Raw genomic sequence first — 26,114 nt, forward strand, 5'->3', positions numbered from 1 at the left:
TCATGCGGCGTTACGACCGCTCCTATCAGGAAATGAAGCAAGCGCTCGATAATGGTCGTCTCGGCCGGGCGCTGATGATGCACAATTTTCACCGCAATGTTGAGACACCTGCGGCCGATTTTACCGGCGCTATGGCCATCACGAATTCGGCACCGCACGAATTCGACGTCGTGCGTTACGTGCTCGGGACAGAATATGCCTCTATTTCCGCGTTCCAGCCGCGCCGCTCGGACGCGCGTGTCGCACCTGTCGTCATGGTGTTGGAAACGGTGGACGGGCAGCTCGTCAATATCGAGATCAACAACAACGCCGCCTACGGCTATGACGTCCGCGCCGAACTGATCGGCGAGCGCGGAGCGGTGGCGACGAACAACATTGCCTACACCCGCAGGGAGTCGGCGCTTGCCCAAAGCACAAGCTACGACGCCGACTGGCGGACCAGGTACTATGATGCCTATCGCCGCCAGAACCGCGACTTCCTTCGCTTTGTCATGACCGGTGAGTTCCCCACGACCGCCTCGGATTGCTGGGACGGCTATTGCGCCGCAATCGTTGCCGAGGCTGGCGTGAGTGCGTTGAAGGAAGCCCGTCGTACGCCTGTGCAGATGATTGCAAAGCCGGAGTTCTACGCGTGAAGCTGGGTTTCGTTTCAGACAGTCTCGGCAATCTGCCGTTCGACGCGGTGCTTAATCATGCCCAGCGCATGGGGGTATCCGGCATCGAAGTAAACGCCTGCGGCTGGTCGACCGCCCCGCATTTCCGGCTTTCGTCCATGCTGGGTAACAGGGAAGCGCAGAAGCGGTTTGCTGCAGCCTTCGAGGAACGCGGCCTGGAGATCATCAGCCTCAACGCAAACGGCAATCCGCTGCACCCGACCGATCCGGCCCAAGGCCAAGGATTGAAAGACACGATCCGCGTCGCCGGAGAGATGGGCATTCGCACCGTCTGCACCATGAGCGGTCTGCCGGCTGGCAGCGCTGGCGACAGCATGCCGAACTGGGTCGTCTCGTCTTGGCCGACGGAAACGCAGACCATCCTTAGATATCAATGGGAAGATAAGCTGATACCCTTCTGGACCGAGATCGCGGCGCTGGCGAAGGAAAACGGTGTCGATCGCATCGCGCTCGAACTCCACGGCAATCAGTGCGTATACAACGTGCCCTCGCTCCTGAAACTGCGGGAAGCGGTCGGACCTGTCCTAGGCGCCAATCTCGACCCCTCGCACCTGTTCTGGATGGGCGCTGATCCTCTCGCTGCCGCCGACGCGCTAGGCGAGGCCGTCTATCACGTTCACGCCAAGGATACGATGCTCAACCGGCCGGTTCAGGCAACGACCTCGCTGCTTGAGAATGGGAGCCTGATGAACATTCCGGCACGGTCCTGGAGCTACATTACACTTGGGTTCGGGCACGGCGAGGAGTGGTGGCGGCAGTTCTGCTACCGACTCAAGATGGCTGGCTATGACGGCTGGCTTTCCATCGAGCACGAAGACGTCCTTCTCAATTCGCTGGAGGGACTCGAGAAGTCCGTCGCGCTGCTCCAGGGCGTGATGCCGTCCGCTCCCGCAGACTTCAAACCGCAAGATATCTGAGGAGAGAATCAATGCCCTGGGTTGACGCTTGTGCCGCTGATGAAATCGAAGCCGAGGAAGCTAAACGCTTCGAGAATGGCGACCGTACCTTCGCAATCTTCCGCAACGACGCGGACGAATTCTATTGTACAGACGGGCTTTGCACGCATGAGAAGATCCACCTTGCCGACGGTCTTGTCATGGGGAATACGGTGGAGTGCCCCAAGCATGCTTCCGTTTTCGACTTCACGACCGGCGAAGTAGAGACGCCACCGGCGTGCGAGAACCTCAAGACTTACAAGACAAAGGTCGAGGACGGCCGCGTGTATATCGAGGTCTGACATGTCCGATACCTTTACGCTTGCGGCATGCGCCGAGATGCTCTGGCGCGACCAGCCGATGGAATGGCGCGTCAAGCGCCTCACCGAAATAGGCTTCCAGGTCGGCCTCTGGAACTGGCCCGATCACGACCTCGCAATGCTGGAGAAATCCGGCGCGATCTTCTCGATCATGAACGGCTATCTGCGCGGCAGGCTTGCCGACGACGAGGGTGCCGCCGAACTGTTGAAGACAGCAAAGGAGACGGCGGCGGTTGGCAAGCGCCTCGGCGTCGCGCGGCTCAATTTGCACGGCACCGGGCTCGGCGATGGCGGCATGCCGGTCACGCCTTGCGAAACGATAGCCGGCGCGATGTGGCTGAAGGGGCGCGAGACGCTGAACCGTATCGCGGATCTAGCCGAGGCCGAGGGAGTGACCTTCACGCTGGAGAATCTGAACCTTCCGGTCGACCATCCCGGCGTGCCGTTTGGGCGCGCCGAAGACACACTTGCGCTGGTGTCGAGCGTCAACCGACCGGGCCTGCGCCTCAATCTCGATCTCTACCATGCGCAGATCGGCGAAGGGAATCTGATCGCGCTCTGTCGCGCCTGTCTGCCTTGGATCGGCGAGGTCCAGGTGGCCGACGTTCCCGGACGCATGGAGCCCGGCACCGGCGAGATCAATTACCGGGGCATCGCCCGCGCGCTTAAAGACATGGGCTACCGCGGGCCGGTTGGGATGGAGGCGTTTGCCTCCGGTGATCCCGAGGCGGCGCTACTAGCCTTCCGCGAAGCTTTCACCGTCTGAGGAACAAGAATGGTCACCAAGAACACCCGGCCCACCGTCGCAGACATTCGCGCCATGAAGGCGCGCGGCGAGAAGATCTCGATGCTTTATGTCACCACGGAAGAAGAGGCCGCGGCCGCGAACGCGGCGGGGATCCAGATGCTGTCGATCGAGGGGCGCTTTTTCAGTCCTCAAATGCGTGAGGCGGCTGGGCGCTGCTTCGTCCAGGTCGGTCTGCCGTATGGTGGCTGGGGAACCTTTGAGGGCCGACCTCTCGCAACTGCCGAGGACTATCTGCGAGCAGCTTTCCACTTCGCAGCGATGGGAGGTGACTGCTTCTATTGCGCTGCCTCCTATGACATCCAGAAGACATTATGCGATAATCACGTGCCAGTCGTCGCACATGTCGGCCTCATTCCTTCCTACATCACCTGGACAGGCTTTCGGGCGGTGGGCAAGACCGGGCAGGAAGCCCTGAAAGTCTGGCAGCAGGTGAAGCAGCTTGAGGCCATCGGCTGCTTCGGCGCCGAGCTTGAAGTTGTCCCTGACAAAGTCGGTGCATTCATCTCGAAGAACACTTCGATGATCATGCTCGGCATGGGGGCCGGGCCGGGAGCCGATGCGCAATATCTGTTCGCCGAGGACGTGCTTGGCCATACCGATGGCCATAAGCCGCGCCATGCCAAGACCTATCGCAATTTCGCGGCCGAGTATGCGCGGCTCCAACAGGAGCGGATTGCGGCGTTCAAGGAATTCGTCGCCGACGTCGGTTCGGGAGCCTACCCGCAGCCGCAGCACAATGTTGCGATCGCGGAGGCGGAATACCGCCAATTCCTGGAGCAGGCGAAAGCCTAAACCAGATCCAGAGACATCCTTCAAATGGGGAGGGACGGGCTCGTCCCCCATCAGCGGGCAAGCGCGTTCAAAACTTTCTCGCTGATCTAAAGATCAACCAGACACACAGCAAAGCTAGAGGACAACTATGCTCAAAGTCGGCCTTCTCGGTGCCGGACGTATCGCCGGCGTTCACGCGACGGCTATCTCGTCGCATCCCGACAGCACGCTCGTCGCGGTGTCGGACATCAATGCCGCAGCCGCGGAAAAGCTCGCTTCCCAGTATGATGCCGAGGCTCGGACCACTGACGCCATACTCAACGATGTCTCGATCGACGCGGTGCTAATCGCAACTTCGACCGATACTCACTCCGACCTGATCGAGCGGGCGACTGTCGCCGGCAAGGCCGTGCTTTGCGAGAAGCCTGTGGATCTGAGCCTTGCCCGCGCACACGCTTGCCAGAAAGTTGCCGCCGGAACTGGCCGCCCGGTGATGATAGGATTCAACCGCCGCTTCGATCCGAACTTTGCATCTCTGAAGGCGGCCGCTGACAGAGGTGAGATCGGCAAGTCCGAACTCCTGTCGATTACGTCCTTCGACCCGGCGCCGCCTCCGGTTGCCTACATCAAGGTATCTGGTGGCCTGTTCCGGGACATGATGATCCACGATTTCGACATGGCGAATTTCATCATGGGAACTGCTCCCGTAGCGGTCACGTCGGTGGCATCCTCTATCGTCGATCCGGAGATCGGGGCAGCCGGAGACGTCGAGACGGCTGTCGTCACGTTGACCTACGCGGACGGCCGGATCGCGGTCATCAAAAACTCCCGCCGCGCTGTCTACGGCTATGATCAGCGCGTGGAACTTCTGGGGTCCGAAGGGCTACTGCAGGCGCAGAACATGCTGGAAAACACGGTGGTGAAGTCCACCACCTCTGGCGTGACGGGGGCCAAGCCGACCTACTTCTTCCTGGAGCGCTACATGCCGGCCTATGCCGCCGAATGGGCCGGTTTTGTCGAGGCAGTCAATGGTGGCAAGGCGGTTCCCGTCACCCTAGACGACGGCATTGCCGCGCTGGCGATGGCAGAGGCAGCAACGGTGTCGGCGAAGACCGGTGCCCCCGTCAGTCTAGCAAGCGTTCTGGGCTGAGCCGGCGGATCACCAAACGTCGGGACTCTTGCCGGATCAGAAAGCATGGGCCCTCCGGCTTCGTCATTCGGAACCGGTGCAGGCAGTATCTAGCGTTTTGGAAAACAGGATTTGCCATGGAAAGTCCACGTCCTGAAATGATCATCGACGGGAAGGCCGCTGCGGCCGTTCTGGCGGGCAAGGTCACCGCTGATGTTGCGACACTCAGAGCGAAGACCGGCCTGGTGCCTGGTCTGGCGGCCGTACTGGTGGGTGACGATCCGGCCAGCGCCGTCTATGTCTCCTCAAAGCATCGCCAGACTATTGCCGCGGGGATGGCTTCCTTCGAGCACCGGCTGCCCGTGCGGACCACCGAAGATGACCTCCTCGGGTTGATTGAGAAGCTGAACGGCGATCCCGCAGTGCACGGCATCCTCGTGCAACTCCCGTTGCCGCCGCAGATCGATGCAAGCGCCGTGCTCAATGCCATTGTGCCGAGCAAGGACGTTGATGGATTTCATATCCAAAATGCCGGCAGCTTGGCGACCGGCCAGGAGGCGCTGGTGCCGTGCACACCACTTGGTTGCCTGATGCTCCTGAAGGAAAGGCTCGGCGACCTGTCCGGACTGCATGCCATCATCATCGGCCGCAGCAACATCGTCGGCAAGCCGATGGCCCAGTTGCTGCTGTCCGAAAACTGCACCGTCACCATCGCGCACTCGCATACCCGCGATCTGGCGCCGGTCAGCCGACATCCTGGTGGCAGCAGTGGGAAGGGCAGAGATGATCCGAGGCGATTGGATCAAGCCAGGTGCGGTCGTGATCGATGTCGGCATCAACCGCGTGACGCGAGACGGTAAGCCGCAGCTCGTGGGCGATGTCGCATTCGCAGAGGCGGCCCACGCCGGCGCCATAACGCCGGTCCCTGGCGGCGTCGGCCCCATGACGATCGCCTGCCTGCTTTCCAATACGCTGACGGCGTTCCGCCGCAGCCTTCAGGCGTAAGTCCGCCCAGGAAGAGAGCCAATGTTGAACTTTGCACTTCGCGTCAAATGCCGCTCGACCAGGGGGATTGTCGCGGCGATCTCGACGTTCCTCGCCGACCAAACCTGCAACATTACTGACAGCGCGCAGTTCGACGACGCCGACACCGGCAACTTCTTCATGCGGGTGAGCTTCCGCTCCGAAGGCGGATGGGGGCTGGAAGAACTCCGTTCGGGCTTCAAAGCTATCGCCTCGCAGTTCGGCATGGAGTGGGAATTCTTCGACGAGAGCGTCAAGCGCAGGGTCATCAGAATGGTCTCGCGGTTTGGCCATTGCCTCAACGACCTTCTGTATCGCTGGCGTATCGGAGCGCTTCCGATTGACATCGTCGGAGTGATCTCCAATCACATGGACTACCAGAAGGTCGTCGTGAACCACGACATCCCGTTTCACCTCATCAAGGTAACGAAAGAGAACAAGGCCGAGGCAGAGGCACATCAGATGCGCGTGGTCGAGGACGCGGGCGCCGAGTTGGTCGTCCTGGCGCGGTACATGCAGGTTCTCTCGGACGAGATGTGCCAGAAAATGTCTGGCCGGATCATCAACATCCACCATTCCTTCCTGCCCTCGTTCAAAGGCGCCAATCCGTACAAACAGGCCCACGACCGAGGTGTGAAGCTGATCGGGGCTACGTCGCATTACGTGACGGCTGACCTGGACGAAGGACCCATCATCGAGCAGGACACGATCCGCGTGACGCATGCGCAGTCCAGCGAGGACTATGTCAGCCTCGGCCGCGACGTCGAGGCACAGGTGCTCGCCCGGGCAATCCACGCCCATATCCATCGTCGGGTTTTCCTCAACGGGAACAAGACCGTCGTATTCCCCGCGTCGCCTGGATCGTTTGCTTCAGAGCGATTGGGCTGACGTGGCTCGTGAACGCCTTGCCGTCATGGGCTGGATTTCAGGGCTAGCTGGCTACCGATTCTTCGAAGGTCTGGAGGGTTTCGGATGAAATCGCCTGTACTTGCACACAGACCCAAATGTCTTGATGAGATCAAAACTGCGATCGCGAAGCGCGAGCTTCGATTGACCCCCGCTCTCGAGAAGGTAGCTCGGCAAGCACTTGAAAAGCCGGAGATCATTGCATTTGAAAGCGCGGCTGCGATTGCCCGCCGCTGTGGCGTGGGCACTACTGCGCCGACAAGGCTTGCCCGCTGTTTTGGATTCTCCGCTTTTCGCGAGATGAAGAAGTTCTTTCAGGATAGTATGCGCGTTCGGGGCGGGCGTCCTTTGCCGCCAAGCCACGAACGTGGTTGACCAGCCTGAAAATCTTCGACACGCGTGCAGAGCTAGCGTTGGTCGTCAGATTGCTATGCCGACTAATCAAATCGCATTGAGTAGCGCCGGCGGCATGATCGCGTTCCGTTTACGCCGCAGACCGGCTGGAACTCAATGCTAGAAAAGGTCAGGTGGTGACGACGTCCACCCCACCTACGGTCCGCTCTCTAAGGTCAGTAGCACGAGAGCTGCCATTCCGCGTCCAGCCCCAATGAAGTCATTCCGGAACATGCCTCCGAACGGCCGCCATTGGCGCTAACTTCTCGTTCCGGCAGCGGGCAACTCCCCTTCCATCCTGACCACTTGGGTAGCCAGCTACTTGAGTTTTGACCCAGACTCCCCGGAAGGATTGAGGGCCCGCCGACCTTGCGTCGGCGCACCCCCGATGGCCTGTCAGACGGCGTGAGGTTTCAGCCATGGCTGCCCTTCGGCTTCGGCGCTATCGACGACTGCATCGACGAATGCCACACCCTTCAGCCCGTCATAAGCGGTCGGCACGTTCAACCCTATTGCCGCTGCCTTGCGCCCCTCGCGACGGGCGTGGATGGCTTCGGCAAAGCCGCGATAGAGATTGGCGAAGGCCTCCAGATAGCCCTCGGGATGGCCGGGCGGTGTGCGGGTTCGCACCTTCGCTGCCTCACTCAGATCGTCAGCACCCCGCTTGATGGTCTCGGTGCGACCGAACAGCGGTGAGAAAATCAGCTCGTTCGGTTGCTCCTGGAACCAGGTTAACCCGCCCTTTTCGCCGAAGACACGCAGCCGGATCCCGTTCGAGCAGCCGAGTGCGACCTGTGACGACCAAAGCAGCCCTCGCGCGCCCCCTTCGTAGCGCAGCAGCACATGGGCGTTGTCGTCAAGCACGCGTCCCTCGACGAAGGAAGCGAGGTCTGCTGTCAGGGACTCCAGCTTCAGCCCGGTCACGAAGCCAGCCAGATGATAGGCGTGCGTGCCGATGTCGCCGATCGAGCCGCCACGCCCCGATCGCTTCGGGTCGGTGCGCCAGGCGGCCTGGACATTTCCGGCGGTCTCGATGGCCGTCGCCATCCATTCCAGGGGATACTCCACCTGCACGATGCGGATCGCGCCAAGCTTGCCTGCTGCCACGATCTCGCGCGCCTCATGCACCATCGGATACCCCGAATAGGTATAGGTCACGCCCATGAAGCGTCCGGTCTCGCGCACCAGCTGCTCGAGCGCGATCGCGTCTTCGAGTGTGTTAGTCAGCGGCTTTTCGCAGATCACCTCGTAGCCGGCCTCGAGAAAAGCCTTGGCGATCGGAAAATGGGTGTGGTTTGGCGTGCAGATCGCCACCACGTCGATGCGATCCTCGCGATCGTTTTCCGCGGCGATCATGGCCTTGAAGTCGTCATAGGATCGGGCGGGATCGATACCTTGCGTTGCCGCGAAGCGGTGGCCGCGCGCTGCATCCGCGTCGAACGCGCCGGCTACAAGCTGGAAGGCGCCATCGAACCGGGCGGAGATGCGATGGATGTTGCCGATATAGGCGCCTTCGCCGCCGCCGACCATGCCGAGCCGAAGCGGTCGCTGAAAATCAGCAGTCACGAGCGTGCCCCCCTGTCGATACCTAAAATGGCATCGTTGATCGTGCGGTCCGCACTGGCCTTGACGAAGTCGTCGAAGGCGCGTTCGGAAACGCGGATGATGTGATCGGCGATGAAGCGGGCTCCCTCAGCCGCGCCGTCCTCTGAATTCTTGAGGCAGCATTCCCACTCGAGCACCGCCCAGCCGTCGAAGTCGTAGCCGGAGAGTTTCGAGAAAATCGCCTTGAAGTCGATCTGTCCGTCGCCTGGGGAGCGGAAGCGGCCGGCGCGCCGGATCCAGGGCTGGAAGCCGCCATAGGCGCCGGTCTTACCGTCCGGCCGGAACTCGGCATCCTTGACGTGGAACATTTTGATGCGCTCGTGATAGTGGTCGATGTAGGCGAGATAATCGATCGCCTGCAGCACGAGATGGCTGGGGTCGTACATGATGTTGCAGCGCGGATGGTTGCCGACGCGCTCCAGGAACATCTCGAAGGTCAGCCCGTCATGCAGGTCTTCGGCAGGATGGATTTCGTAGCACAGGTCCACGCCACTCTCGTCGAAGGCATCAAGGATTGGCCGCCAGCGCCGAGCCTGCTCATCGAAACCGTCGTCGATCAGCCCATCCGTCCATTGCGGATAGGGATAGAGGAACGGCCACAGCAGCGAACCTGAGAAGGTGACATGGCGGTCTATGCCGAAACGCCTCGACGCCTTGGCGGCGAGATGAAGCTGCTCGACTGCCCACGCCTGCCGTGCGGCCGGATTGCCCCGCACCTCGGGTGCGGCGAAGGAATCCGCCGGATGATCGTAGGCGGGATGCAGGGCCACAAGCTGACCTTGCAGATGCGACGCCAGTTCGGTGACAACCAGGCCGTGTTCGGCGAGCTTGCCGGCATAGTCATCGCAATAGGTCTGGCTTTCAGCCGCTTGCTTCAAATCGATGACGCGCTTGTCCCAGGTCGGTATCTGCACGCCCTTGAAGCCCTTGGCCGAGGCCCAGCCGGCCAATCCCTCGATGCTGTTGAACGGTGCTTCGTCGCCCGCGAATTGAGCCAGAAACACAGCTGGCCCCTTAATGGTCCGCATCTTGCTCTCCTTCTGGCGGCAGGGCCGCCGGTTCATCCGTTATCGGAGCCGCCCAGAAGAGTGATGTGGGTCCTCACAGGGCAGCTGCTTTCTTTTCCGTCTCCGCTTCGACGGTTCCAATGGCTTCAGAGCGCCATCGCCTTCTCAGGCACGGCCATGGGACCGGGTGCGGCGCCAAGCGCGGTCTGGTCGTAATCCACCACCGCACCCGTCATGAGACCCGCATCGTCCGAAACGAGAAAGTTGACCGCTCGTGCCGCCTCGCGGGGGTCGATCAGGCGTCCGAAGGGCAGGTGTGCAACGGCTTTCGCTTCCCAGTCGGGATCGCCCTTCTCGCTCGCCTGCAATTCCCGCTCGTGGTCGGACGCCATCCAGCCGATATCCAGCTGGTTGACGCGGATGCGGTTCTTCATGACGGAAAATGCCGTGTTGCGGGTCAGTGTCGCCAGTGCCGCCTTGGTGGCACAGTAGACGTTGATGAAGGGCTGGCCGGCCTGCTGCGAAATCGAGCCGATGTTGCAGATCGCACCCTCGATGCCATGGCCGATCATGTGCCGGATGGCTTCCTGCATGAGGAAATAAGGTCCGCGTACATTCACGGCGAACAGGGCGTCGAACAATTCTGGCGATGTGTCGAGGATCGTGCCTCGGTCCGTCCGCGCGCCTGCATTGACCAGCACGTCGATTCTTCCGAAAACGCGCTCCGCTTCCGCGATCACGCGGCGGCAATCCTCGACATTGCCAAGATCGGCGTTGACATAGTGCACGGGCACGCCCGTGGCGTGCGAAATGTCTGCGGCCACCGCGCGGCCCTTGGTTTCGTTACGACCAAGTGTGACGAGGCCAGCGGCTCCGGCTCGGGCGAGCTGGCGAGCGATAGCCGCGCCCAGTCCTTGCGTCGATCCGGTGACGACGCAGATCTTACCATCCATCCGGTTCATGCCTTGTCCTCCACTGTGTAGCCAGCCGCGGCCATGACGCGCAGCAATTCCTTGTGACCTATCTTCGCCATTTCGAGCGGCGGGCTTTTGACGGGATCCTGCTCGGCTTCAACGACGAACCAGCCTTCGTAGCCGTGGCTCGCCAAGCGCTTGATCATCGCCTCGAAGTCGAGCGAGCCGTCGCCGGGCACGGTGAAGGCTCCCTTGACCACCGCGTCGAGAAAACTTTCCCGGGTGCGGTCGAGCCCGTCCACGACTGCCTGGCGGATATCCTTGGTGTGTACATGCGAAATGCGGGCGTGGTGCTTGTCGACCACCCGCAGCACGTCGCCGCCGGCAAAGGCCATGTGGCCGGCGTCGTAAAGCAGGGCCAGACCCTCGCCGGAATGTTTCATCAGGAAGTCGAGCTCTTCCTCGGTCTCGATCGGCGCGGCCATGTGGTGGTGGTAGGAAATCGGCATGCCCTCGTCCGAACACCATTCGGCGAAGGCAGTCATCTTGCGACCATAGATTCTGATCTCGTCTTCCGAGAGCCGCCGCTTGGTGGAAAGCGGCGCGGAGCGATCACCCTGTATGGTGCCTGCAGTCTCGCCGTAGACGATGCAGGGGGCATCGACGGCCTTGAAGAGCTGCATCTGCTGGGCGATGCGGTCTTTCTCCGCTTCGATATCGCCGTCAAGCAGCAGACCGGAGAACCAGCCGCCGCAGACGCTCATGCCGTGCTGCCTCAGAATGGGCTCGAGAACCGCCGCGTCCATCGGGAAGCGGCGGCCGGTCTCCATGCCGGTGAAGCCGGCCTCACGGGCCTGCCGCAGACACTCCTCCAGCGAAACGTCGTCGCTCAATTCGGCGAGGTCATCGTTCCACCAGGCGATCGGCGCGATGCCGAGCTTGGCTCTCATCTTGATCTCCATCATCATTCCAGCTGCCGCCGCCCACTTTTGGCGCCGCGAAAAAACTGCCGGAACAATGCTCAGGGAGTGTGGCATCGTTCCGGCAGAGGACGCCCCAGGGGGCGTCCGAAAAACCTAGACTCCGATGCGCTGCCGTTTGCGGCCTTCGGCTTGAACCGAATGGGCCTCGCGCACCTCGGCCCGCTCGCTGACCTGCGGCACGCCGACATCCCACCAGGCGTCGCCGGGTGTCCAGGTGTAGCCATCGGAGACGATGGTGATCACGGTGGTGCGATCCGTCCCTTTGGCCCACTCCACAGCCTGGCCGAGATCGGCAAGGCTCTCTACCCGCCGCGTGAGGGCGCCCATGGCCTCGGCGTGCTTGGCGAAGTCGACCGAAAACGGCTCCTTGACCCGGCAATCCTTGATCATGTTGTTGAACGACGCGCCGCCCTTGGCATTCTGCAGCCGGTTGATCACCGCATAACCGCCATTGTCACAGACGATCAGGATCATCTTGTGGCCGGCGAGGACCGATGAGTAGACGTCGGAATTCATCATCATGTAGGTGCCGTCGCCGATCATCACGATTGGCGTGCGGCTCGGATCCGCCATCGCCGCACCCCATCCGGCTGAGATCTCATAGCCCATGCAGGAAAATCCGAACTCGCAGTCGAAGGTGTTCGGCTCTTTCACGCGCCAGTTCTTCATGACTTCCCCGGGAAGCCCGCCTGCCGCGGTGATCAGCAGATCCCGCTCGCCGGCCTTCGCGTTGACCACGCCGACGACCTGCGCGTAAGTCGGAACCGGGTCATTCGTGGGTTTTTGGAATCCGTCGAGCGCGGTGTTCCACTTGGCAAACTCGACCTTGCCTTTTTCGGTCCAGCCGCTTTCGCCTTTCCAGTCACCGAGCGCGGCCTCGACCTCGTTGATGGTTTCCAGCGCATCGCCGACCACGGCGAGAGCCCGGTGCTTCGTGGCATCCCACCGCGCGGCGTTGATCGAGACGAATTTGGCGTCGGGGCTGAACGCACTCCACGATCCCGTCGTGAAGTCCATGAGCCGCGTGCCGACGGCCAGGATCACATCGGCCTCACCCGCAAGCGCGTTCGCCGATGTCGAGCCGACGATGCCAATGGGCCCGACATGGGCAGGATGGTCGTGCGTCACCGTGCCCTTACCGGCGATGGTTTCGGCAAGCGGAATACCGCGCGCCTCGGCGAATTTCGCAACAGCAGCCTCCGCACCGGAGTAACGCACGCCGCCGCCTGAAATGATCAGCGGACGCTTTGCCGCCTTGAGAAGACGCACCGCCTCTTCGAGACGCGCGCGATCCGGCCGGGGGCGCGGAATCGCATGGACCGTGGGTTCGAAGAAGGACTCGGGATAATCCCAGACGACCTCCTGCACGTCTTGGGGAAGGGCGATGAAAGCCGGCCCGCAGTCGGCCGGATCAAGCAGAACCGCGACCGCCTGGGGCAGCGAGGAGATGATCTGTTCGGGATGGACAATACGGTCCCAGTAGCGAGTCACCGCCTTGAACGCGTCGTTGACGTTTACTGTAGGATCGCCGAAGTGCTCGACCTGCTGCATCACCGGATCCGGCCGGCGGCTGACAAAGGTGTCGCCGGCAAGCATCAGTACCGGAAGCCGATTTGAATGGGCGACGCCTGCGGCGGTCACCATGTTCAGAGCGCCCGGGCCGATAGAGGTAGCGGCGATCATGATCTGGCGCCGGCGCTTCGCTTTCGCGAACCCGATCGCAGCCAGTGCCATCGACTGCTCGTTCTGGCCGCGCCATGTTGGCAGGACGTCCTGCGCGGCCTCCAAGGCCTCGGACAGGCAGGTGACATTGCCGTGACCGAAAATGGCGAACACGCCCGCAAACAGCGGAGCCTTGCTGCCGTCGATAACGGTGAATTGATTGCTTAAATAGCGCACGAGCGCCTGCGTCATGGTCAGACGAATGGTCTTCGTCATCGCTTCCTCCCTGGCGAATTTCCGTTGTGCAGACTATTACGAAATAGCCATTGACAAATCAACCTCTTTGCAACGATCATTGCAAAAATATTGTTGCGGAGGAATGCAATGCTGAGAATTGGCGTGCTCGGTTGCGGGCGCATCGGGCGCATGCATGCGGCCAATATCGCTGCACACCCACGAACGAAACTGGCGGCGGTGTATGACGTCAATCGCGCCGCCGCCGACGAAGTGTCAGCCATGCTCGGCCTTCCCGCGTTGGACTCGGCCGACGCCATGTTTGACACGGACGATGTGGACGCCGTGTTGATCGCGACGGCCACCGATACCCATGTCGACTACATTGAGCGGGCAGTGGCGGCCGGAAAGCCAGTGTTGTGCGAGAAGCCCATCGACCTTGACCTGATGCGTGTCGATCGCTGTGCCGCGAACATCCGTGGAAGCAAGCTGCCCATCATGATTGGCTTCGTCCGCCGCTTCGATCCCGGGCATGCTGCGGTGCGGGCGGCTCTCCAGAGTGGCGAGCTCGGCGAGCGCCACCAGGTGATCATCACGTCGCGGGATCCTGGCATGGCGCCAGCTGCCTACATACGCGTGTCCGGCGGCATATTTCGCGACATGACAATCCACGATTTTGACATGGCTCGCTTCATGCTCGGTGAAGAGCCCGTTGAGGTCTTTGCGACCGGCAGCCGGCTGGTCGACCCGGACCTGATGGCCGAGACGAATGACTGGGATACGGTGACCGTGGTTTTGCGCACCGCCAGCGGCAAGCAGTGCATCATCAACAACTCACGACGCGCGGTCTATGGATACGATCAGCGCGTCGAGGCTTTCGGATCGGCCGGCATGGCGATTTCCGAGAACCGACGCGCGCATGAGGCCCGTATCTATGCCGATGGGCTGAGCGATCGGGCGCAGCCATACCTTCACTTCTTTATCGAGCGATACAGGGAAGCGTTCAACGCTGAAATCGACGACTTCGTCGACGCCATCGAAAATGGACGCCAGCCGTCGGTCGTATTCGAGGACGGACGCCTTGCGCTGGTCCTCGCCGAAGCAGCGATCAAATCTGTCGCAGAGCGTCGGGTGGTCAGCACCAGCGAGATCGGTGACGGCAATGTATGACAAATACGGACTTTTCATCGACGGTGAATGGCGCGCCGCTTCCGACCGAAGCACGGCGACCGTAGCCAGTCCCGTCACCGAACGCTCACTGGGCGACACTCCAACCGCGACGCTGGACGATACACAATCTGCCTTGGCGGCCGCCGAACGTGGCCTTTCTGCCTGGCGAGCAAAGAGCGCGTTCGAGCGCGCCGACGCGCTTCACGCTATCGCCGACGAAATGGGCCGGCGCAAGGACGAAGCCGCCCGCATGATTACGCTGGAGACGGGCAAGCCCATTGCCCAATCCGAACGCGAGTGGGTTCTGGCGACGGATCAGTTCCGGTGGTACGCCGAGGAGGCTCGGCGTGTTTATGGCCGTATCATCGAGAGCCGTGTCCCCGGAGGTCGCTTCGAAGTGCTGCATGAGCCGATCGGCGTCGTGGCGGCCTTTACGGCATGGAATTTTCCGGCCGCGCTCGTCGCCCGCAAGGTCGCCCCGGCGCTTGCCGCCGGTTGTTCGGCCATCCTTCGGCCTTCGAGCCGGACGCCAGGGGTCGCGATGGTGATGATCGACTGCCTGCGTGCGGGCAGGCTCCCCCCAGGCACGGTCGGTCTTCTCGTCGGGTCCACGGCCACAACCTACGTGCCGCTGATGGCGTCGGCGCTTGTGCGCAAGGTTTCGCTGACCGGGTCTACACGGGTCGGGCAGCAAATGCTGCGCGACGCAGCCGATACGGTGAAGAAGGTGTCGATGGAGCTTGGCGGTAACGCGCCTCTCATCGTCTTCGACGACGCGGATATCGAAAGCGCGCTCAACGTGTCCGTGCCCACGAAGTTCGCCAATGCCGGGCAGGTTTGCGTCACGCCAGACCGCTTTTTCATCCACGAAAAGGTCCATGATGCTTTCGTCGACGGGTTCGTCACGCGGGCGAAGGCCCTGAAGCTGGGTGATGGTCTCGATCCGACGGTGCAGATGGGCCCCTTGATCAATGCCAGGAGGACCGACGAAATCGAACAAATCGTTACCGACGCGGAAAAGGCCGGTGCCAGGATTGCCGCAGGCGGCCGCCGCTCGCCGGCGTTCAACGCCGGTCATTTCTTTGAGCCGACGGTCCTTACCGATGTTGCTGACGACATGACCGTGTTTGCCGAGGAGAATTTTGGTCCGATCGCGGCCATCACCCGTTTCTCGTCCGAAGAGGAGGTCCTGGGTCGGGCAAACGCCTCGAAGATGGGGCTTTCTGCCTATGCCTTCACCCGGGATGCGGGGCGCGCCCGCAGAGTTGTCGCGACGCTCAAGGCCGGAATGGTCGGCATCAACAGCTTTGCGCTAGCGGCTTCCGAGGCGCCGTTCGGCGGGACCAACCATTCCGGCATGGGCCGGGAAGGCGGCGCGGAAGGTATCCGGGACTATCTCGATACCAAGCTGGCTCATATCGTATTCTAAGGAGCGTTTTTCATGATCAAGAACAGGCTCAAGCAGCTTTGGGCCGATGGGAAGCCCACCATCAATGGCTGGCTTTCGATCGGCAACAGTTTCACCGCCGAGATCATGGCGGCGCAAGGTTACGACTGCATCGGCGTCGACCTCCAACATGGAGCGCTCGATTACAGCGGCCTGCTGCTAATGCTCCAGGCGATGCGTGCCTCCGCTACGGTGCCGCTCGTCAGGGTGCCTTGGCTGGAGCCAGGCATCATCATGAAAGTGCTCGACGCAGGTGCTTACGGCGTCATCTGTCCGATGGTGAATACCGCCGAACAGGCGGCCGAGTTTGTCAGCTACGTGCGCTATCCGCCACTCGGCAGCCGAAGCTTTGGTCCGACACGTGTGAATTTCGCGGCCGGTGCCAATTACGCTTCTGAATCCAATGGCGAGATACTTGCCTTTGCCATGGTTGAGACGGCCGAGGCGATGGACAATCTCGACGCGATCGCTTCGACCCCTGGACTGGACGGGATCTACGTTGGTCCGGCCGACCTGACCCTCGGCATGACCCAGGGCCGCTTGCCGCCTGCCTTCGACCGCGAAGAACCGGAGATGATCGAGGCCATCCAGCATATCGTGGCGGCCTGCAAAAAAGCCGGCATAGCCGCGGGATTGCACTGTGGAACTCCGGCTTACGCGGCGCGTGCGATCGGGTGGGGCTACAACATGACCACCGTCTCCAACGACGTGCGCATGCTGGCCGGTGCGGCGGAAGCGAACGTCAAAAAGTTCAGGGAACTCACGGGCGGATCAAGCGTCAGCGCCGGTTCCAAGGGAGGGTACTGATGCCGCATGTTCTAGTTGCCGGGAAACTCCATCCGGCTGGAATTTCCTTGCTCGAACAGGCCGCCGGCATCACCTACGATTACGTGGAGGAAGTCTCCGAGCCAAGTTATGCCCCGCTGATCGACAAGGCCGACGGGCTGGTGATCCGCACACAGCCTCTCTCGGCGGCGACCGTTGAGATGGGGCACAGGCTCCGGATCGTGTCCCGCCACGGTGTCGGCTACGACTCTGTCGATTTGCCGTCCCTCAACAAGCGTGGGATCACGCTCGCCGTCGTCGGAGACGTCAATTCCATATCTGTCGCCGAGCACGCGATGATGATGCTCCTTGCCTGCGCCAAGCATGCTGTGCGCGGCGACCGGTCAGTTCGCGAGGGTGTGTGGAATTGGCGCAACCGGCTGGAAGCTTCGGAACTGGCCGGCAAGCGCCTGCTGATTCTTGGCTACGGCCGCATCGGCCGGCATCTCGCGAAGATGGCGGCTGCCTTTTCCATGGAAGTCGCCGCCTACGATCCGTATCTCGAAAAAATCGGATGGCCGGAAGGCCCTGCTAAAGCCGTCTCCGATCTGGCGTCGGCCCTTCAATGGGCGGATGCGATTTCCGTCCATGCTCCCAAGGGCGATGCTCCTGTGATCGGCGAGCGCGAGTTCGCCCTTCTGAAGCCGGGAGCCTGGCTCGTGAACACCGCGCGCGGCGGCGTCGTCGACGAAAAGGCACTTCTTGCAGCCCTTGCGTCTGGCAAGGTGGCGGCCGCTGGCCTCGACGTGTTCGACGAGGAACCCCCCGCCGCCGACAATCCGCTTCTGTCCTGCGATCAGGTGATCCTGTCGCCGCATATTGCCGGCCTCACCGCCGAATGCGGTGAACGGATGGCCGTGTCAGCTGTGCGCAATGTGCTCGATTTCTTCGAGAGCAGGATCGACCCGATGCTCGTGGTCAACGGCAAAGAGCTGAACGGCCATTGATAGCATCGCAGCCGCTAAGCAACCACCGGAAGCCGCTACCCAAGGTCTGTCAGTCCGGTGCAACAGGAAACCGTTGCAACAAAGCAGATGCCGCAATTGGGCAATCGCTTGAAAGCGATTCCGCATGAAGTCGCGCAAAAACATATCATATTAAAAACAGTTAGTTAATTGACATCAAAATAGTTGTTGCAAATTATAAAACTCTGCAATAAGCATTGTTGCACAAGAACTTCATATGCAATTTCCGTTGCAAAATGAGGCGAGGCGAGACTCCAAGAGCCGCCGGTCCACGGGAGGATGAACCACGTGTCTTTGCTTGAAGTGCAGGGCGTCGGCAAAAGCTTCGGAGCAATCCGCGCGCTGTCCGACGTCAGCTTTTCGATCGAACCCGGTGAAGTGGCCGGCCTGATGGGGGACAACGGCGCCGGCAAGTCGACAATGGTCAAACTGATTTCGGGAAATTTTCCCCCGACCGAAGGGCAGATCAGAGTCGGCGGCAAGGCCTGCCACTTCCATAAGCCGCTCGATGCTCGCGCCGAGGGGATCGAGGTCGTGTATCAGGATCTCGCGCTGGCGGACAATCTAACCGCCGCGCAGAACGTGTTTCTAGGCCGAGAACTCAAAAAGGGCATCTGGCCTTTCCGAATACTCGATAAGCAGGCGATGATCGATCGCTCCGCGGAGCTGTTCAGCGAACTGAAGTCAGAAACGCGGCCACGCGATCTCGTAAAAAAAATGTCGGGCGGTCAGCGCCAGGCAATTGCGATTTCACGGACCCGTTTGTCCAACGCCAGACTCGTCATTATGGACGAACCGACCGCTGCGATTTCCGTGCGCCAAGTTGCTGAGGTCCTGGAATTGATCCGGCGCATGAAAGCGCGCGGTGTCGCGGTGATCCTGATTAGCCACCGCATGCCAGACGTTTTTGCCGTGTGCGATCGCATCGTCGTTCTACGGCGCGGAACGAAGGTTGCCGACAAACCCACCCTTCAGACATCTCCGGAAGAAATCACCGGACTAATCACGGGAGCGATCCGTGCAGCCTAGTCAACCCGAAGCGATCCAGGAAAGCCACGCCTCGATTGCCGACGTCGTCGGCATCATGGAACAAACTGCGCTTCAGAAGTTGAGAAGTAGCCAGGCCTTCTGGGTCTCGGTCGCGCTCTTCGTCCTTGTCGCGTTTATGGCAGTGTTGGAACCGAGCTTCGGCACAGCCGAAAACGCAACCAACATCACCCGGAATTTCGCGCTGATCGCCATCATGGGCCTGGGCATGACCGTGGTGTTGATTACGGGCGGGATCGATCTTTCCGTTGGGTCAGTCATGGGCCTCGTGGCCATCGTGGCCGGTCTTCTACTGACCTGGCATTATCCTTGGTACGTGGCGTTCGCCTCCGGCCTTCTCGCTGGAGTTGCCTGCGGCGCGTTCAACGGCTTTTTCGTCGCCTATATCGGCATGCCGTCCTTCGTGGTCACACTCGGCATGTTGTCGATCGCTCGTTCCCTTGCCGTGGTGCTGTCAGGCAACCAGATGCTCTACCAATTCGGACCTGACGCGCCGATCGTGAAAGCGATCGGCCAAGCGAAGTGGCCGGTGCACTCGCTGGAGGGATGGGCTCCTTACTGGATACCGCAGTTCTCGTCCCATTTCTGGGTGATGGTGATCATGGCGCTAGCCCTCGGCTGGGTATTCATCTTCACCGCGTGGGCCCGCCATCTGTTCGCGATCGGCGGTAACGAGAATGCGGCACGCATGACGGGCGTGCCCGTCGATCGGATCAAGTTCCAGGCGTATGTTTTCTCGTCCTTCTGCGCCTCGATCGCATCCCTGCTGCTGCTTGGCTATAGCGGTTCGGCGATCAACGCCGTCGGCACCGGGTATGAATTGCGCGTCATCGCCGGCACAGTTATCGGCGGCGCAAACCTGATGGGGGGCTACGGCACAGCCTTCGGCGCGGTCATCGGGTCGGCCTTCCTCGAGGTCATCCGCAACGCCCTATTGATGGCAGGCATCGATTCCAACTGGCAGGGTGCCTTTGTCGGCATCTTCATAATTCTCGCTGTGCTTCTGGGTCTGGGTACTTCCGGCAAATCGCTGAAGTCCTTCTTCACCATCAAGCGTGGCTAGAGCTCTGCCGGCTTATGCCGGTGGAATATCCTGAGGTGAACACAACAAACGGAGGAACATCGATGAAGAAATATCTTTTGGCGGCGGCGGTTGCCGCGTCCGCCCTGACGGCGGGGCAGGCCTACGCCCAGCAGAAACTCGTATTCGCGCTGGTGCCGAAGAACATGAACAACCCATATTTCGACCAGGCTCGTGATGGCTGCAAGAAGGCAGAGGCCGAGTCCAACGGCGCATTCGAGTGCATGTACATCGGACCCGGCGAGCACGGTGGCGGTGAGGAACAGGTTCAGATCGTGCAGGATCTGGTTGCCAAGAAGGTCGATGGCATCGCCGTTGCACCGGCGAACGCGGCAGCCATGGCCGTCGCTCTGCAAGCCGCGAAGGAAGCTGGTATTCCTGTTCTGACCTGGGACGCGGACGTGCTGCCCGAGAACAAGGACCTGCGCGCCGCCTATGTCGGAACGCACAACTACGAGATTGGCGTGAACCTCGCCAAGATCGTGCAGACGATCAAGCCGAAAGGCGGCACCATCTGCATCCAGTCGGGTGGCGCAGCTGCAGCAAACCATAACGAGCGCATGCAGGGCATCCGCGACACGCTCTCCGGGACCAAGTCAGCCGCTTCGCCCGGCGATCCCTTGACCGGTCAGAACGGCTGGACCGAGGCGCCAGGCTGCCCGCTCTATACAAACGACGACTTTCCGCTTTCGGTACAGCAGTTCCAGGACTACATGGCGAAGATGCCGAACCTTGACGCATTCGTGCCGACCGGCGGCTTCCCGCAATTTGTCCCGGACGCGAACCGTGCTGCGGTCGATCCCTACAAGGACAAGATCGCCAAGAAGGAACTGGCCCTTGTCGTTGCCGATACCTTGCCCACGCAGATTGACCAGATGAAGGAAGGATACTCCCTCGGCCAGGTCGGTCAGCGTCCGTTCGAAATGGGCTACAAGACGATGTTTGCGCTCAAGGACATGAAGGACGGCAAGCCTGCTCCGACCGATCCGACCTACACCGGCCTCGACGTCTGCACGCCGGAGACGGTCGCCACCTGCATCGCGAAGTAATAAAAAAGGGGGCGGGAGACATCCCGCCTTCTATTTCATGGCCGACCTACGGCCGATCCGCAAACGGCCGTCGCTGTCATGCCGGCCCTTCCAGCGCGACCCGCCGTCGTCACGACGAAAACAGATGCCGGAAGGGCCGCCATCGCTTGACGGAACTCCAACGACGTCTCCGGTGCAGCCGCGGCGCTCATGGGCCAACCAAAGGCCGGTTTGGTCTCATCGAACGCCCGCTCGCTCCATGCCGGGGTATTCGAGCGGGAATTCCGAACGGCCCTTGAGGACAACCTAAGTGGTAATGTGAGGCTGTTTTAGCAGAAGCGAGGCGAACGCCTGGGTCGGCTAGACAGAGCGGTTCGGGCACAATCACTGGATCATGAAGCGCGAGCTGAACGGCAGGCTCGCCGCTCCCACGGCCTTCGGGCTGATGGTGACCCGCGCCGGCAACGCTTCGATGGTGACGAATTCGCGGTTGATGTCGGCGCACAACGCCTTGGCGATTTTCCGCGGCGCATAGCTGGACAGGACGACCGTCCTGAACTCAACAAACTGGGTCAGCGCCGAAATCGACGCTTTCAGGCGATTGGAGCATTCCCCCAGCCATTCGCTGTAGGCCTCTCCGAGATCAGGCCACTCCGGGTTGCTGCTCCAGATGATTTGGGACGGGCGCCCGCGCTCGGTCAGTTCGCTCTCCAGGCGCACAAGGCCATGAGCGAAGCTTGCGCTGGAGTTTCCCTTGTAGATCTGGTGATTGAGGATAAGCCTGCTTTGTAGTCTCGCGCCGAGATAGAAGAACAAATAGTCGTTCAGCGGCTTTGCGACGCCGAACATGCTCTCGCCGCCGGCTGCCGCGGTGATGTCGTTCTGCACGAAAACCGGCAGCTTGCTCTGCTCTTCGATCTCGCCTTGCAGAGCCTTCAAGGAGGTGCTCGATCCGTTGCGGATTGCAGCCATGGCGTCGACTTCGTCGGGAACAGCCAGCCCGATGCCGGCGACCCGGCCGCGCGCCTCGATCGGCAGGCTCGTCATGGCCTGCCCGATCGCTCCCAGCAAATCGCTGCTTTGCGGAAAGGGATTGGCTTCATCCGCCGGCAGCTGCTTGTGGAAGCGCACGGTGCCGATGAAGTCGATGAGCGCGATGTCGATCCTGCGCCGGCTGAAGCCGACGCCGACCGCATAGGCGCCCTCCGGATCGAGCGAAAGCGGGATGGTGGGCGGCCCGACGCGGCCGCGCTGCGCCTCGCCCTGCGAGACCAGGCCTTCCTGCACGAGCGAGCGGACGATGACCGAGGCCGTCTGCGCCGACAGGCCGGTCTTCTCGCCGATTTCCATCCGCGAAATGCCTTCGTTCTGAAGCAGCAACGATAGCACCAGCCGCTCATTGTAGCTGCGGACGCTCAACGCATTCAGCCCGCTCGCACGATCCGCGATGCGCAAGGGATTGGGTGGTGCGAATCTCATGTCAGGCAAGGGTCTCCCCGTCGGTAAGAGCGCGTTGCCTGGCAGCGGTTTGGTTGCTCATGTCGAGCGGCTCCAGCCGATGGCGTCGACCGCGCGGGCCAGCTCCGTGCCCAGCAATCTGTGGGCTTCGGCATCGATGTGAAACCCGTCCGCTTCGCTGCAGGATACCACCGAGCCGGCATCGAAAAAGTGCAGTTCGAGCGAGTCCGCCAGAACCTCGAACTCGAGCGCCAGCAGGCGCGATTTCTCCGGCGCGCCGGCGAAGATGGACTTCCATTCCTTGACGTCGTCCTGCATCGGCGGCGGCGCCACGATCATGATTTCGGGCGTGGTGCCGCCCGGACCTGGCGCCAGCTCCTTGATGTCGTAAACGAGGCAGCCGATTCCCATCGCCACTTCCGACGGCGGCTTGTTGAAGCGGATCTTCAGGTCGTTAGTGCCGAGCATGATGATGACGAGGTCGAGCGTCGCATGGCTCTGCAGGCAAGGGCGAAGATAGGTTCGGCCGTTCTTGTGTGCTCCCTCGATCGGATCGTCATGGACGGTGGTGCGACCGCTCAATCCTTCCTCGATGACATACCAATCGGCCCCCAGCTGTGCACGCAGTATCCCCGGCCAACGCTCATCGGGACCATAGCGCTCGAGCGGCCCCCTGCCGGGGATCTGGCCGTGCGTGTTGGAGTCGCCGTAGCACAATACTGATCGCATGTTTTTCCCGCCGGGACTGACAGCGCGCCGAAGCCGGCGAGCGCCATTCATGATGGATAGAGGAGCGGTGAAAGGCAAGCAAGGGAATAGTCATTCAACATGACTAACTATTGACAGGCCGAATCCGCTGTGCTTCTAAAGTGCCCGGAGGAGTTCTCAACCGTCATCATCGTCCAGCCCAGGTTGGACCTCGACACGCATGTGTTCGGGGGCGGGAGAATTGCGTGCATCGGTCGGTTTGCGACGACGAGCGTGCATTGGGAGAGCGTCTCGCGGCCGTACGCATTCGTACGGCCGGGGCAACCACAAGGAGGAGAATTCAATGTTAGGATTGCTGAAAACCGTCAGTCTGGGAGTGCTCGTTGTATCAGCGCTTGCCGTAACATCCCTGGCGCATGCGGAAGATGTCAAGCTGATGGACGGCGTCGCGCCGCGCCCCGACGACACGCGCATGACCGCGGCCGGTGCGTTCAAGAAGGACCCGCCCTGGGTCATCGGAATGAGCGACTTCGGCGTCAACGCAAACACCTGGACCGTGCAGGTGGCGCACGAGGCGGAAAATGCCGCAGCAAAGGACAAGCGCATCTCGAAGTTCATCCTGCTCGATGCCGGCTTCGACCAGAAGAAGCAGGTGGCCGATATCGAGGATCTGATCGCGCAACATGTCGACGCGATCATCGTTCAGCCGGTGACCAGCACATCGGCCAACGCCAGCATCGCCAAGGCGGTCGCCGCCGGCATCCCCGTCATTCTTCATACCGGCCGCATCGATTCCGATGCCTACACCACCGAAATCCAGGGCGGCGCTGAACATTTCGGCAAGGTGATGGGCGACTGGCTGGTGAAGACCGTCGGCGAGAACGGCAAGATCTGGGTCCTGCGTGGCCTGGCCGGCCATCCGGAAGACACTAACCGCTACAACGGCCTCTTGGAATCGCTCAAGGGCACGCATGTGCAGATCACCGCCGAGGAGCATGGCGACTGGCAGTACGACAAGGCCAAGAAGCTGTGCGAGACACTCTATCTGAACAATCCGCAGGTCGACGGCATCTGGTCGTCCGGCGCCGACATGACACGCGCCTGCGTCGACGTCTTCAAGCAGTTCGGCACGCCCATTCCACCGATTTCGGGCGAGGGCAACAATGGCTATTTCGGCCAGTGGATCACGGACGGATTCAAGTCGATCTCTCCCGAATACAGCCCCGCCCAGGGCGCCGCCGGCGTGCGCGCCGCTGTTGCGCTGCTTGAGGGTCAGCAGCTCTACAAGCGCTATGTCTACAACCCCGACGGCTGGGACAAGGACAAGGCTGCCAAATACTATCGCGACGATTTGACGGCCAATGTCTGGTGGCCGAGCGAACTGCCGGAGGACAAGCTCAAGGAATATTACGGCAAGAAGTGACGGCGCCGTGGCTGGCGGGGAGTGGACAAGCATTCCCCGCAGGCCGTTCCATCTGTCGAATCCGGTTCGTTCGAGGGTTTCGTGACCAATCTTATCGAGATGTCCCACATTTCGAAGGCGTTCGGAGGGAGCAAGGCGCTCCACTCCGTTTCCCTCGATCTGAAGGCGGGCAGCGTCCACGCCCTGATGGGGGAGAACGGCGCCGGGAAATCGACGCTCATGAAGATCCTGGCGGGCGTGCATCAGCCCGATTCCGGCGAAATCTTCATGAACGGGGAAAAGCTCGATCTGAAGTCGCCGCGCGACGCGCTGGATGCCGGCATTTCGACCGTTTTCCAGGAGCACTCGCTGCTGCCCAATCTGTCGATCGCAGAGAACATGTTTCTCGGCCGGGAGCCGACGACCCGGTTCGGCTCGATCGACTATCCCGAGATGAGCAGCCAGACCGCCAAGGCGCTTGGCGAACTCGGCCTCACCCTCGACCCATCACAACTCGTCTCCAACCTGACGATCGCCGAGCGGCAATTCGTCGAGATCGCGCATTGCATCCAGGCGGACGCCAGCGTGCTCATCCTGGACGAGCCGACGGCGGCGCTGAACGCGGCCGACGTCGATGTGCTCAACCGCAACATCCGCCGGCTGCGCGATAAGGGAAAGGCTGTTGTCTACATCTCGCATCGCATGGAGGAGATCTTCGAGCTGTGCGACACGGTCACGGTGCTGAAGGACGGCGCGCTGGTCGGCACCAGGGTGGTATCCGAGATCACCACCGACGAACTCATCGCCATGATGGTCGGACGCGAACTCCAGGACCTTTTTCCCGATCGCACGGGCGACAAGGGCGACGAGATCCTGCGCGTCGAAAACCTCAGGATCACCGAGACATCGCAGCCGCTGTCGCTGACTTTGCACAAGGGTGAGATCGTCGCTTTGGCAGGGCTGGAGGGGCAGGGCCAGCAGCGCTTCCTGAGATCGCTGATCGGCCGCTACCATCCCTTTGCGGGGACGATTTCCATCAACGGCAAAGCGCTCAAGATGCCGCTCTCGACATCATCAGGCGTTCGCCATTTGCAGCAGCTGAAGGTCGGTTTCGTTCCCGAAGACCGCAAGGAAGAGGGGCTCTTTCTCGCCCTGCCGATCGCCCACAACATTGCCATCGGATTGCATTCGAGGCGATCCGAACTTGCGTCGGCGCGATCCTATCGAAGCGTTATCGCCCGCTTGATGGAGGTCATGAACATAAAGGCGGTAGGTCCATCCGCTCCGGTCGCCTCCCTATCGGGCGGCAACCAGCAAAAGGTTCTGCTCGGCCGCTACCTCGCCGCGGATCTCGATCTTCTGCTGGTGGAGGAGCCGACCCGCGGCGTCGACATCGGCGCCAAGTCGGAGATCTACCACCTGCTGCGCGACTTCACCCGCAAGGGCGGCGCGGTGCTGGTGCTGTCGCGCGAGACGATCGAGTTGATTGGGCTCTGCGACCGCATCTACGTCGTCCACCACGACACCATCGTTGCCGAAATGCCGGCGGCGCAGGCGACGGAACACAAGATCCTCGACGCGGCCCTGATGGGCGGCTCCACGCGCCAGCATTAGGGGCT

Annotated in this window: 24 protein-coding genes and 1 pseudogene; 18 read left to right on the top strand and 7 right to left on the bottom strand. The window is 61.4% G+C overall.

Translation table 11 applies throughout. The features are described from left to right. From NKH71_RS13105 to NKH71_RS13145, 9 genes and pseudogenes are all read left to right on the top strand, one after another. Nucleotides 1-635: Gfo/Idh/MocA family protein (locus NKH71_RS13105; RefSeq protein WP_352895106.1), on the top strand; the 635-nt coding region annotated here is incomplete at its 5' end. Further along, nucleotides 632-1,591 carry a sugar phosphate isomerase/epimerase family protein gene (locus tag NKH71_RS13110; protein WP_352855683.1) on the top strand — a complete coding sequence of 320 codons (960 nt, stop codon included), beginning with the start codon at nt 632-634 and terminating at the stop codon, nt 1,589-1,591. The genes NKH71_RS13105 and NKH71_RS13110, both read left to right, overlap by 4 nt. Before the next feature lie 11 nt (nt 1,592-1,602). Then, nucleotides 1,603-1,911 carry a MocE family 2Fe-2S type ferredoxin gene (locus tag NKH71_RS13115; protein WP_023718630.1) on the top strand — a complete coding sequence of 103 codons (309 nt, stop codon included), beginning with the start codon at nt 1,603-1,605 and terminating at the stop codon, nt 1,909-1,911. A 1-nt stretch (nt 1,912) separates the two neighbouring features. After that, the gene (locus NKH71_RS13120) at nt 1,913-2,695 is read left to right on the top strand and encodes a TIM barrel protein (protein ID WP_352790731.1); all 783 of its coding nucleotides are present in this window, start codon (nt 1,913-1,915) and stop codon (nt 2,693-2,695) included. A gap of 9 nt (nt 2,696-2,704) precedes the next feature. Beyond that, nucleotides 2,705-3,529, top strand: coding sequence for a 3-methyl-2-oxobutanoate hydroxymethyltransferase (locus tag NKH71_RS13125; RefSeq protein WP_352790733.1), 825 nt, complete (start codon nt 2,705-2,707; stop codon nt 3,527-3,529). A gap of 127 nt (nt 3,530-3,656) precedes the next feature. Next, on the top strand, nt 3,657-4,658 hold the full coding sequence (gene iolG / locus NKH71_RS13130; RefSeq protein WP_352790735.1) for an inositol 2-dehydrogenase: 1,002 nt from the start codon (nt 3,657-3,659) through the stop codon (nt 4,656-4,658). A 137-nt stretch (nt 4,659-4,795) separates the two neighbouring features. Continuing rightward, nucleotides 4,796-5,642 (top strand): annotated as a pseudogene (folD, locus tag NKH71_RS13135) (bifunctional methylenetetrahydrofolate dehydrogenase/methenyltetrahydrofolate cyclohydrolase FolD). 21 nt (nt 5,643-5,663) lie between these two features. Next, nucleotides 5,664-6,548, top strand: coding sequence for a formyltetrahydrofolate deformylase (gene purU / locus NKH71_RS13140; RefSeq protein ID WP_352790737.1), 885 nt, complete (start codon nt 5,664-5,666; stop codon nt 6,546-6,548). An 84-nt stretch (nt 6,549-6,632) separates the two neighbouring features. Further along, nucleotides 6,633-6,941 carry a MurR/RpiR family transcriptional regulator gene (locus NKH71_RS13145; protein WP_084642600.1) on the top strand — a complete coding sequence of 103 codons (309 nt, stop codon included), beginning with the start codon at nt 6,633-6,635 and terminating at the stop codon, nt 6,939-6,941. A gap of 414 nt (nt 6,942-7,355) precedes the next feature. Here NKH71_RS13145 and NKH71_RS13150 read toward each other — a convergent pair whose 3' ends face one another. The 5 genes from NKH71_RS13150 to iolD all read right to left on the bottom strand — a co-directional run bounded on the left by NKH71_RS13150 (nt 7,356) and on the right by iolD (nt 13,382). After that, entirely contained in the window at nt 7,356-8,489 is a 1,134-nt protein-coding gene (locus NKH71_RS13150) for a Gfo/Idh/MocA family protein (RefSeq protein ID WP_023718623.1), read from the bottom strand. A gap of 32 nt (nt 8,490-8,521) precedes the next feature. Further along, nucleotides 8,522-9,592: a sugar phosphate isomerase/epimerase family protein gene (locus tag NKH71_RS13155; protein WP_031193888.1), complete on the bottom strand. Its 1,071-nt coding sequence runs from the start codon at nt 9,590-9,592 to the stop codon at nt 8,522-8,524. Between the two features lie 125 nt (nt 9,593-9,717). Then, nucleotides 9,718-10,533: an SDR family oxidoreductase gene (locus NKH71_RS13160; protein WP_352895110.1), complete on the bottom strand. Its 816-nt coding sequence runs from the start codon at nt 10,531-10,533 to the stop codon at nt 9,718-9,720. Further along, on the bottom strand, nt 10,530-11,435 hold the full coding sequence (gene iolE, locus NKH71_RS13165) for a myo-inosose-2 dehydratase (RefSeq protein ID WP_031193886.1): 906 nt from the start codon (nt 11,433-11,435) through the stop codon (nt 10,530-10,532). The genes NKH71_RS13160 and iolE overlap by 4 nt, the downstream gene beginning before the upstream one ends. Nucleotides 11,436-11,561: 126 nt before the next feature. Continuing rightward, nucleotides 11,562-13,382, bottom strand: a complete 1,821-nt coding sequence (iolD, locus tag NKH71_RS13170; RefSeq protein WP_502900360.1) for a 3D-(3,5/4)-trihydroxycyclohexane-1,2-dione acylhydrolase (decyclizing) — start codon at nt 13,380-13,382, stop codon at nt 11,562-11,564. A gap of 132 nt (nt 13,383-13,514) precedes the next feature. Here iolD and iolG (NKH71_RS13175) point away from each other — a divergent pair, with 132 nt between their 5' ends. From iolG (NKH71_RS13175) to NKH71_RS13205, 7 genes are all read left to right on the top strand, one after another. Further along, on the top strand, nt 13,515-14,534 hold the full coding sequence (gene iolG, locus NKH71_RS13175) for an inositol 2-dehydrogenase (protein WP_023718618.1): 1,020 nt from the start codon (nt 13,515-13,517) through the stop codon (nt 14,532-14,534). Continuing rightward, nucleotides 14,527-15,963, top strand: a complete 1,437-nt coding sequence (locus NKH71_RS13180; RefSeq protein WP_352895112.1) for an NAD-dependent succinate-semialdehyde dehydrogenase — start codon at nt 14,527-14,529, stop codon at nt 15,961-15,963. Before iolG (NKH71_RS13175) ends, NKH71_RS13180 begins: the two co-directional genes overlap by 8 nt. A gap of 12 nt (nt 15,964-15,975) precedes the next feature. Next, nucleotides 15,976-16,788: an HpcH/HpaI aldolase family protein gene (locus NKH71_RS13185; protein ID WP_023718616.1), complete on the top strand. Its 813-nt coding sequence runs from the start codon at nt 15,976-15,978 to the stop codon at nt 16,786-16,788. Continuing rightward, complete coding sequence (locus tag NKH71_RS13190; RefSeq protein ID WP_031193884.1) at nt 16,788-17,753, top strand: hydroxyacid dehydrogenase; 966 nt, start codon at nt 16,788-16,790, stop codon at nt 17,751-17,753. Before NKH71_RS13185 ends, NKH71_RS13190 begins: the two co-directional genes overlap by 1 nt. Before the next feature lie 297 nt (nt 17,754-18,050). Continuing rightward, a complete protein-coding gene (locus NKH71_RS13195; protein WP_023718614.1) occupies nt 18,051-18,800 on the top strand; it encodes an ATP-binding cassette domain-containing protein in 750 nt (249 codons plus the stop codon). Between the two features lie 55 nt (nt 18,801-18,855). Further along, nucleotides 18,856-19,881 (top strand): ABC transporter permease, encoded by a 1,026-nt coding sequence (locus tag NKH71_RS13200; protein WP_502895039.1) that lies wholly within the window; start codon nt 18,856-18,858, stop codon nt 19,879-19,881. Between the two features lie 62 nt (nt 19,882-19,943). Continuing rightward, the gene (locus NKH71_RS13205) at nt 19,944-20,948 is read left to right on the top strand and encodes a substrate-binding domain-containing protein (RefSeq protein WP_352494514.1); all 1,005 of its coding nucleotides are present in this window, start codon (nt 19,944-19,946) and stop codon (nt 20,946-20,948) included. Nucleotides 20,949-21,311: 363 nt separating this feature from the next. Here NKH71_RS13205 and NKH71_RS13215 read toward each other — a convergent pair whose 3' ends face one another. Continuing rightward, entirely contained in the window at nt 21,312-22,406 is a 1,095-nt protein-coding gene (locus NKH71_RS13215; protein WP_352790743.1) for an ROK family transcriptional regulator, read from the bottom strand. Between the two features lie 57 nt (nt 22,407-22,463). After that, complete coding sequence (locus tag NKH71_RS13220; protein ID WP_023675551.1) at nt 22,464-23,114, bottom strand: SGNH/GDSL hydrolase family protein; 651 nt, start codon at nt 23,112-23,114, stop codon at nt 22,464-22,466. Nucleotides 23,115-23,436: 322 nt separating this feature from the next. On the opposite strand from NKH71_RS13220, the gene NKH71_RS13225 reads away from it, so the two are divergent. After that, nucleotides 23,437-24,516 (top strand): substrate-binding domain-containing protein, encoded by a 1,080-nt coding sequence (locus NKH71_RS13225; protein ID WP_352790744.1) that lies wholly within the window; start codon nt 23,437-23,439, stop codon nt 24,514-24,516. 81 nt (nt 24,517-24,597) lie between these two features. Next, a complete protein-coding gene (locus NKH71_RS13230; protein WP_352494510.1) occupies nt 24,598-26,109 on the top strand; it encodes a sugar ABC transporter ATP-binding protein in 1,512 nt (503 codons plus the stop codon). The last annotated feature ends 5 nt before the right edge of the window (nt 26,110-26,114 follow it).

The organism is Mesorhizobium sp. M0983 (genome assembly GCF_040318975.1).
Taxonomy (GTDB): Bacteria; Pseudomonadota; Alphaproteobacteria; order Rhizobiales; family Rhizobiaceae; genus Mesorhizobium.

What these genes read in the sequence shown, in the direction of transcription:
- NKH71_RS13160 (WP_352895110.1), bottom strand. Translation starts at nt 10,533, where the DNA reads ATGAACCGGATGGATGGTAAGATCTGCGTCGTCACCGGATCGACGCAA.
- NKH71_RS13205 (WP_352494514.1), top strand. Translation starts at nt 19,944, where the DNA reads ATGAAGAAATATCTTTTGGCGGCGGCGGTTGCCGCGTCCGCCCTGACG.
- iolG (WP_352790735.1), top strand. Translation starts at nt 3,657, where the DNA reads ATGCTCAAAGTCGGCCTTCTCGGTGCCGGACGTATCGCCGGCGTTCAC.
- NKH71_RS13150 (WP_023718623.1), bottom strand. Translation starts at nt 8,489, where the DNA reads ATGGTCGGCGGCGGCGAAGGCGCCTATATCGGCAACATCCATCGCATC.
- NKH71_RS13220 (WP_023675551.1), bottom strand. Translation starts at nt 23,114, where the DNA reads ATGCGATCAGTATTGTGCTACGGCGACTCCAACACGCACGGCCAGATC.
- NKH71_RS13185 (WP_023718616.1), top strand. Translation starts at nt 15,976, where the DNA reads ATGATCAAGAACAGGCTCAAGCAGCTTTGGGCCGATGGGAAGCCCACC.
- NKH71_RS13215 (WP_352790743.1), bottom strand. Translation starts at nt 22,406, where the DNA reads ATGAGATTCGCACCACCCAATCCCTTGCGCATCGCGGATCGTGCGAGC.
- NKH71_RS13225 (WP_352790744.1), top strand. Translation starts at nt 23,437, where the DNA reads ATGTTAGGATTGCTGAAAACCGTCAGTCTGGGAGTGCTCGTTGTATCA.
- NKH71_RS13120 (WP_352790731.1), top strand. Translation starts at nt 1,913, where the DNA reads ATGTCCGATACCTTTACGCTTGCGGCATGCGCCGAGATGCTCTGGCGC.
- NKH71_RS13200 (WP_502895039.1), top strand. Translation starts at nt 18,856, where the DNA reads ATGGAACAAACTGCGCTTCAGAAGTTGAGAAGTAGCCAGGCCTTCTGG.
- iolG (WP_023718618.1), top strand. Translation starts at nt 13,515, where the DNA reads ATGCTGAGAATTGGCGTGCTCGGTTGCGGGCGCATCGGGCGCATGCAT.
- iolD (WP_502900360.1), bottom strand. Translation starts at nt 13,382, where the DNA reads ATGACGCAGGCGCTCGTGCGCTATTTAAGCAATCAATTCACCGTTATC.
- purU (WP_352790737.1), top strand. Translation starts at nt 5,664, where the DNA reads ATGTTGAACTTTGCACTTCGCGTCAAATGCCGCTCGACCAGGGGGATT.
- NKH71_RS13155 (WP_031193888.1), bottom strand. Translation starts at nt 9,592, where the DNA reads ATGCGGACCATTAAGGGGCCAGCTGTGTTTCTGGCTCAATTCGCGGGC.
- NKH71_RS13115 (WP_023718630.1), top strand. Translation starts at nt 1,603, where the DNA reads ATGCCCTGGGTTGACGCTTGTGCCGCTGATGAAATCGAAGCCGAGGAA.
- NKH71_RS13195 (WP_023718614.1), top strand. Translation starts at nt 18,051, where the DNA reads ATGAACCACGTGTCTTTGCTTGAAGTGCAGGGCGTCGGCAAAAGCTTC.
- NKH71_RS13145 (WP_084642600.1), top strand. Translation starts at nt 6,633, where the DNA reads ATGAAATCGCCTGTACTTGCACACAGACCCAAATGTCTTGATGAGATC.
- NKH71_RS13190 (WP_031193884.1), top strand. Translation starts at nt 16,788, where the DNA reads ATGCCGCATGTTCTAGTTGCCGGGAAACTCCATCCGGCTGGAATTTCC.
- NKH71_RS13125 (WP_352790733.1), top strand. Translation starts at nt 2,705, where the DNA reads ATGGTCACCAAGAACACCCGGCCCACCGTCGCAGACATTCGCGCCATG.
- NKH71_RS13180 (WP_352895112.1), top strand. Translation starts at nt 14,527, where the DNA reads ATGTATGACAAATACGGACTTTTCATCGACGGTGAATGGCGCGCCGCT.
- iolE (WP_031193886.1), bottom strand. Translation starts at nt 11,435, where the DNA reads ATGAGAGCCAAGCTCGGCATCGCGCCGATCGCCTGGTGGAACGATGAC.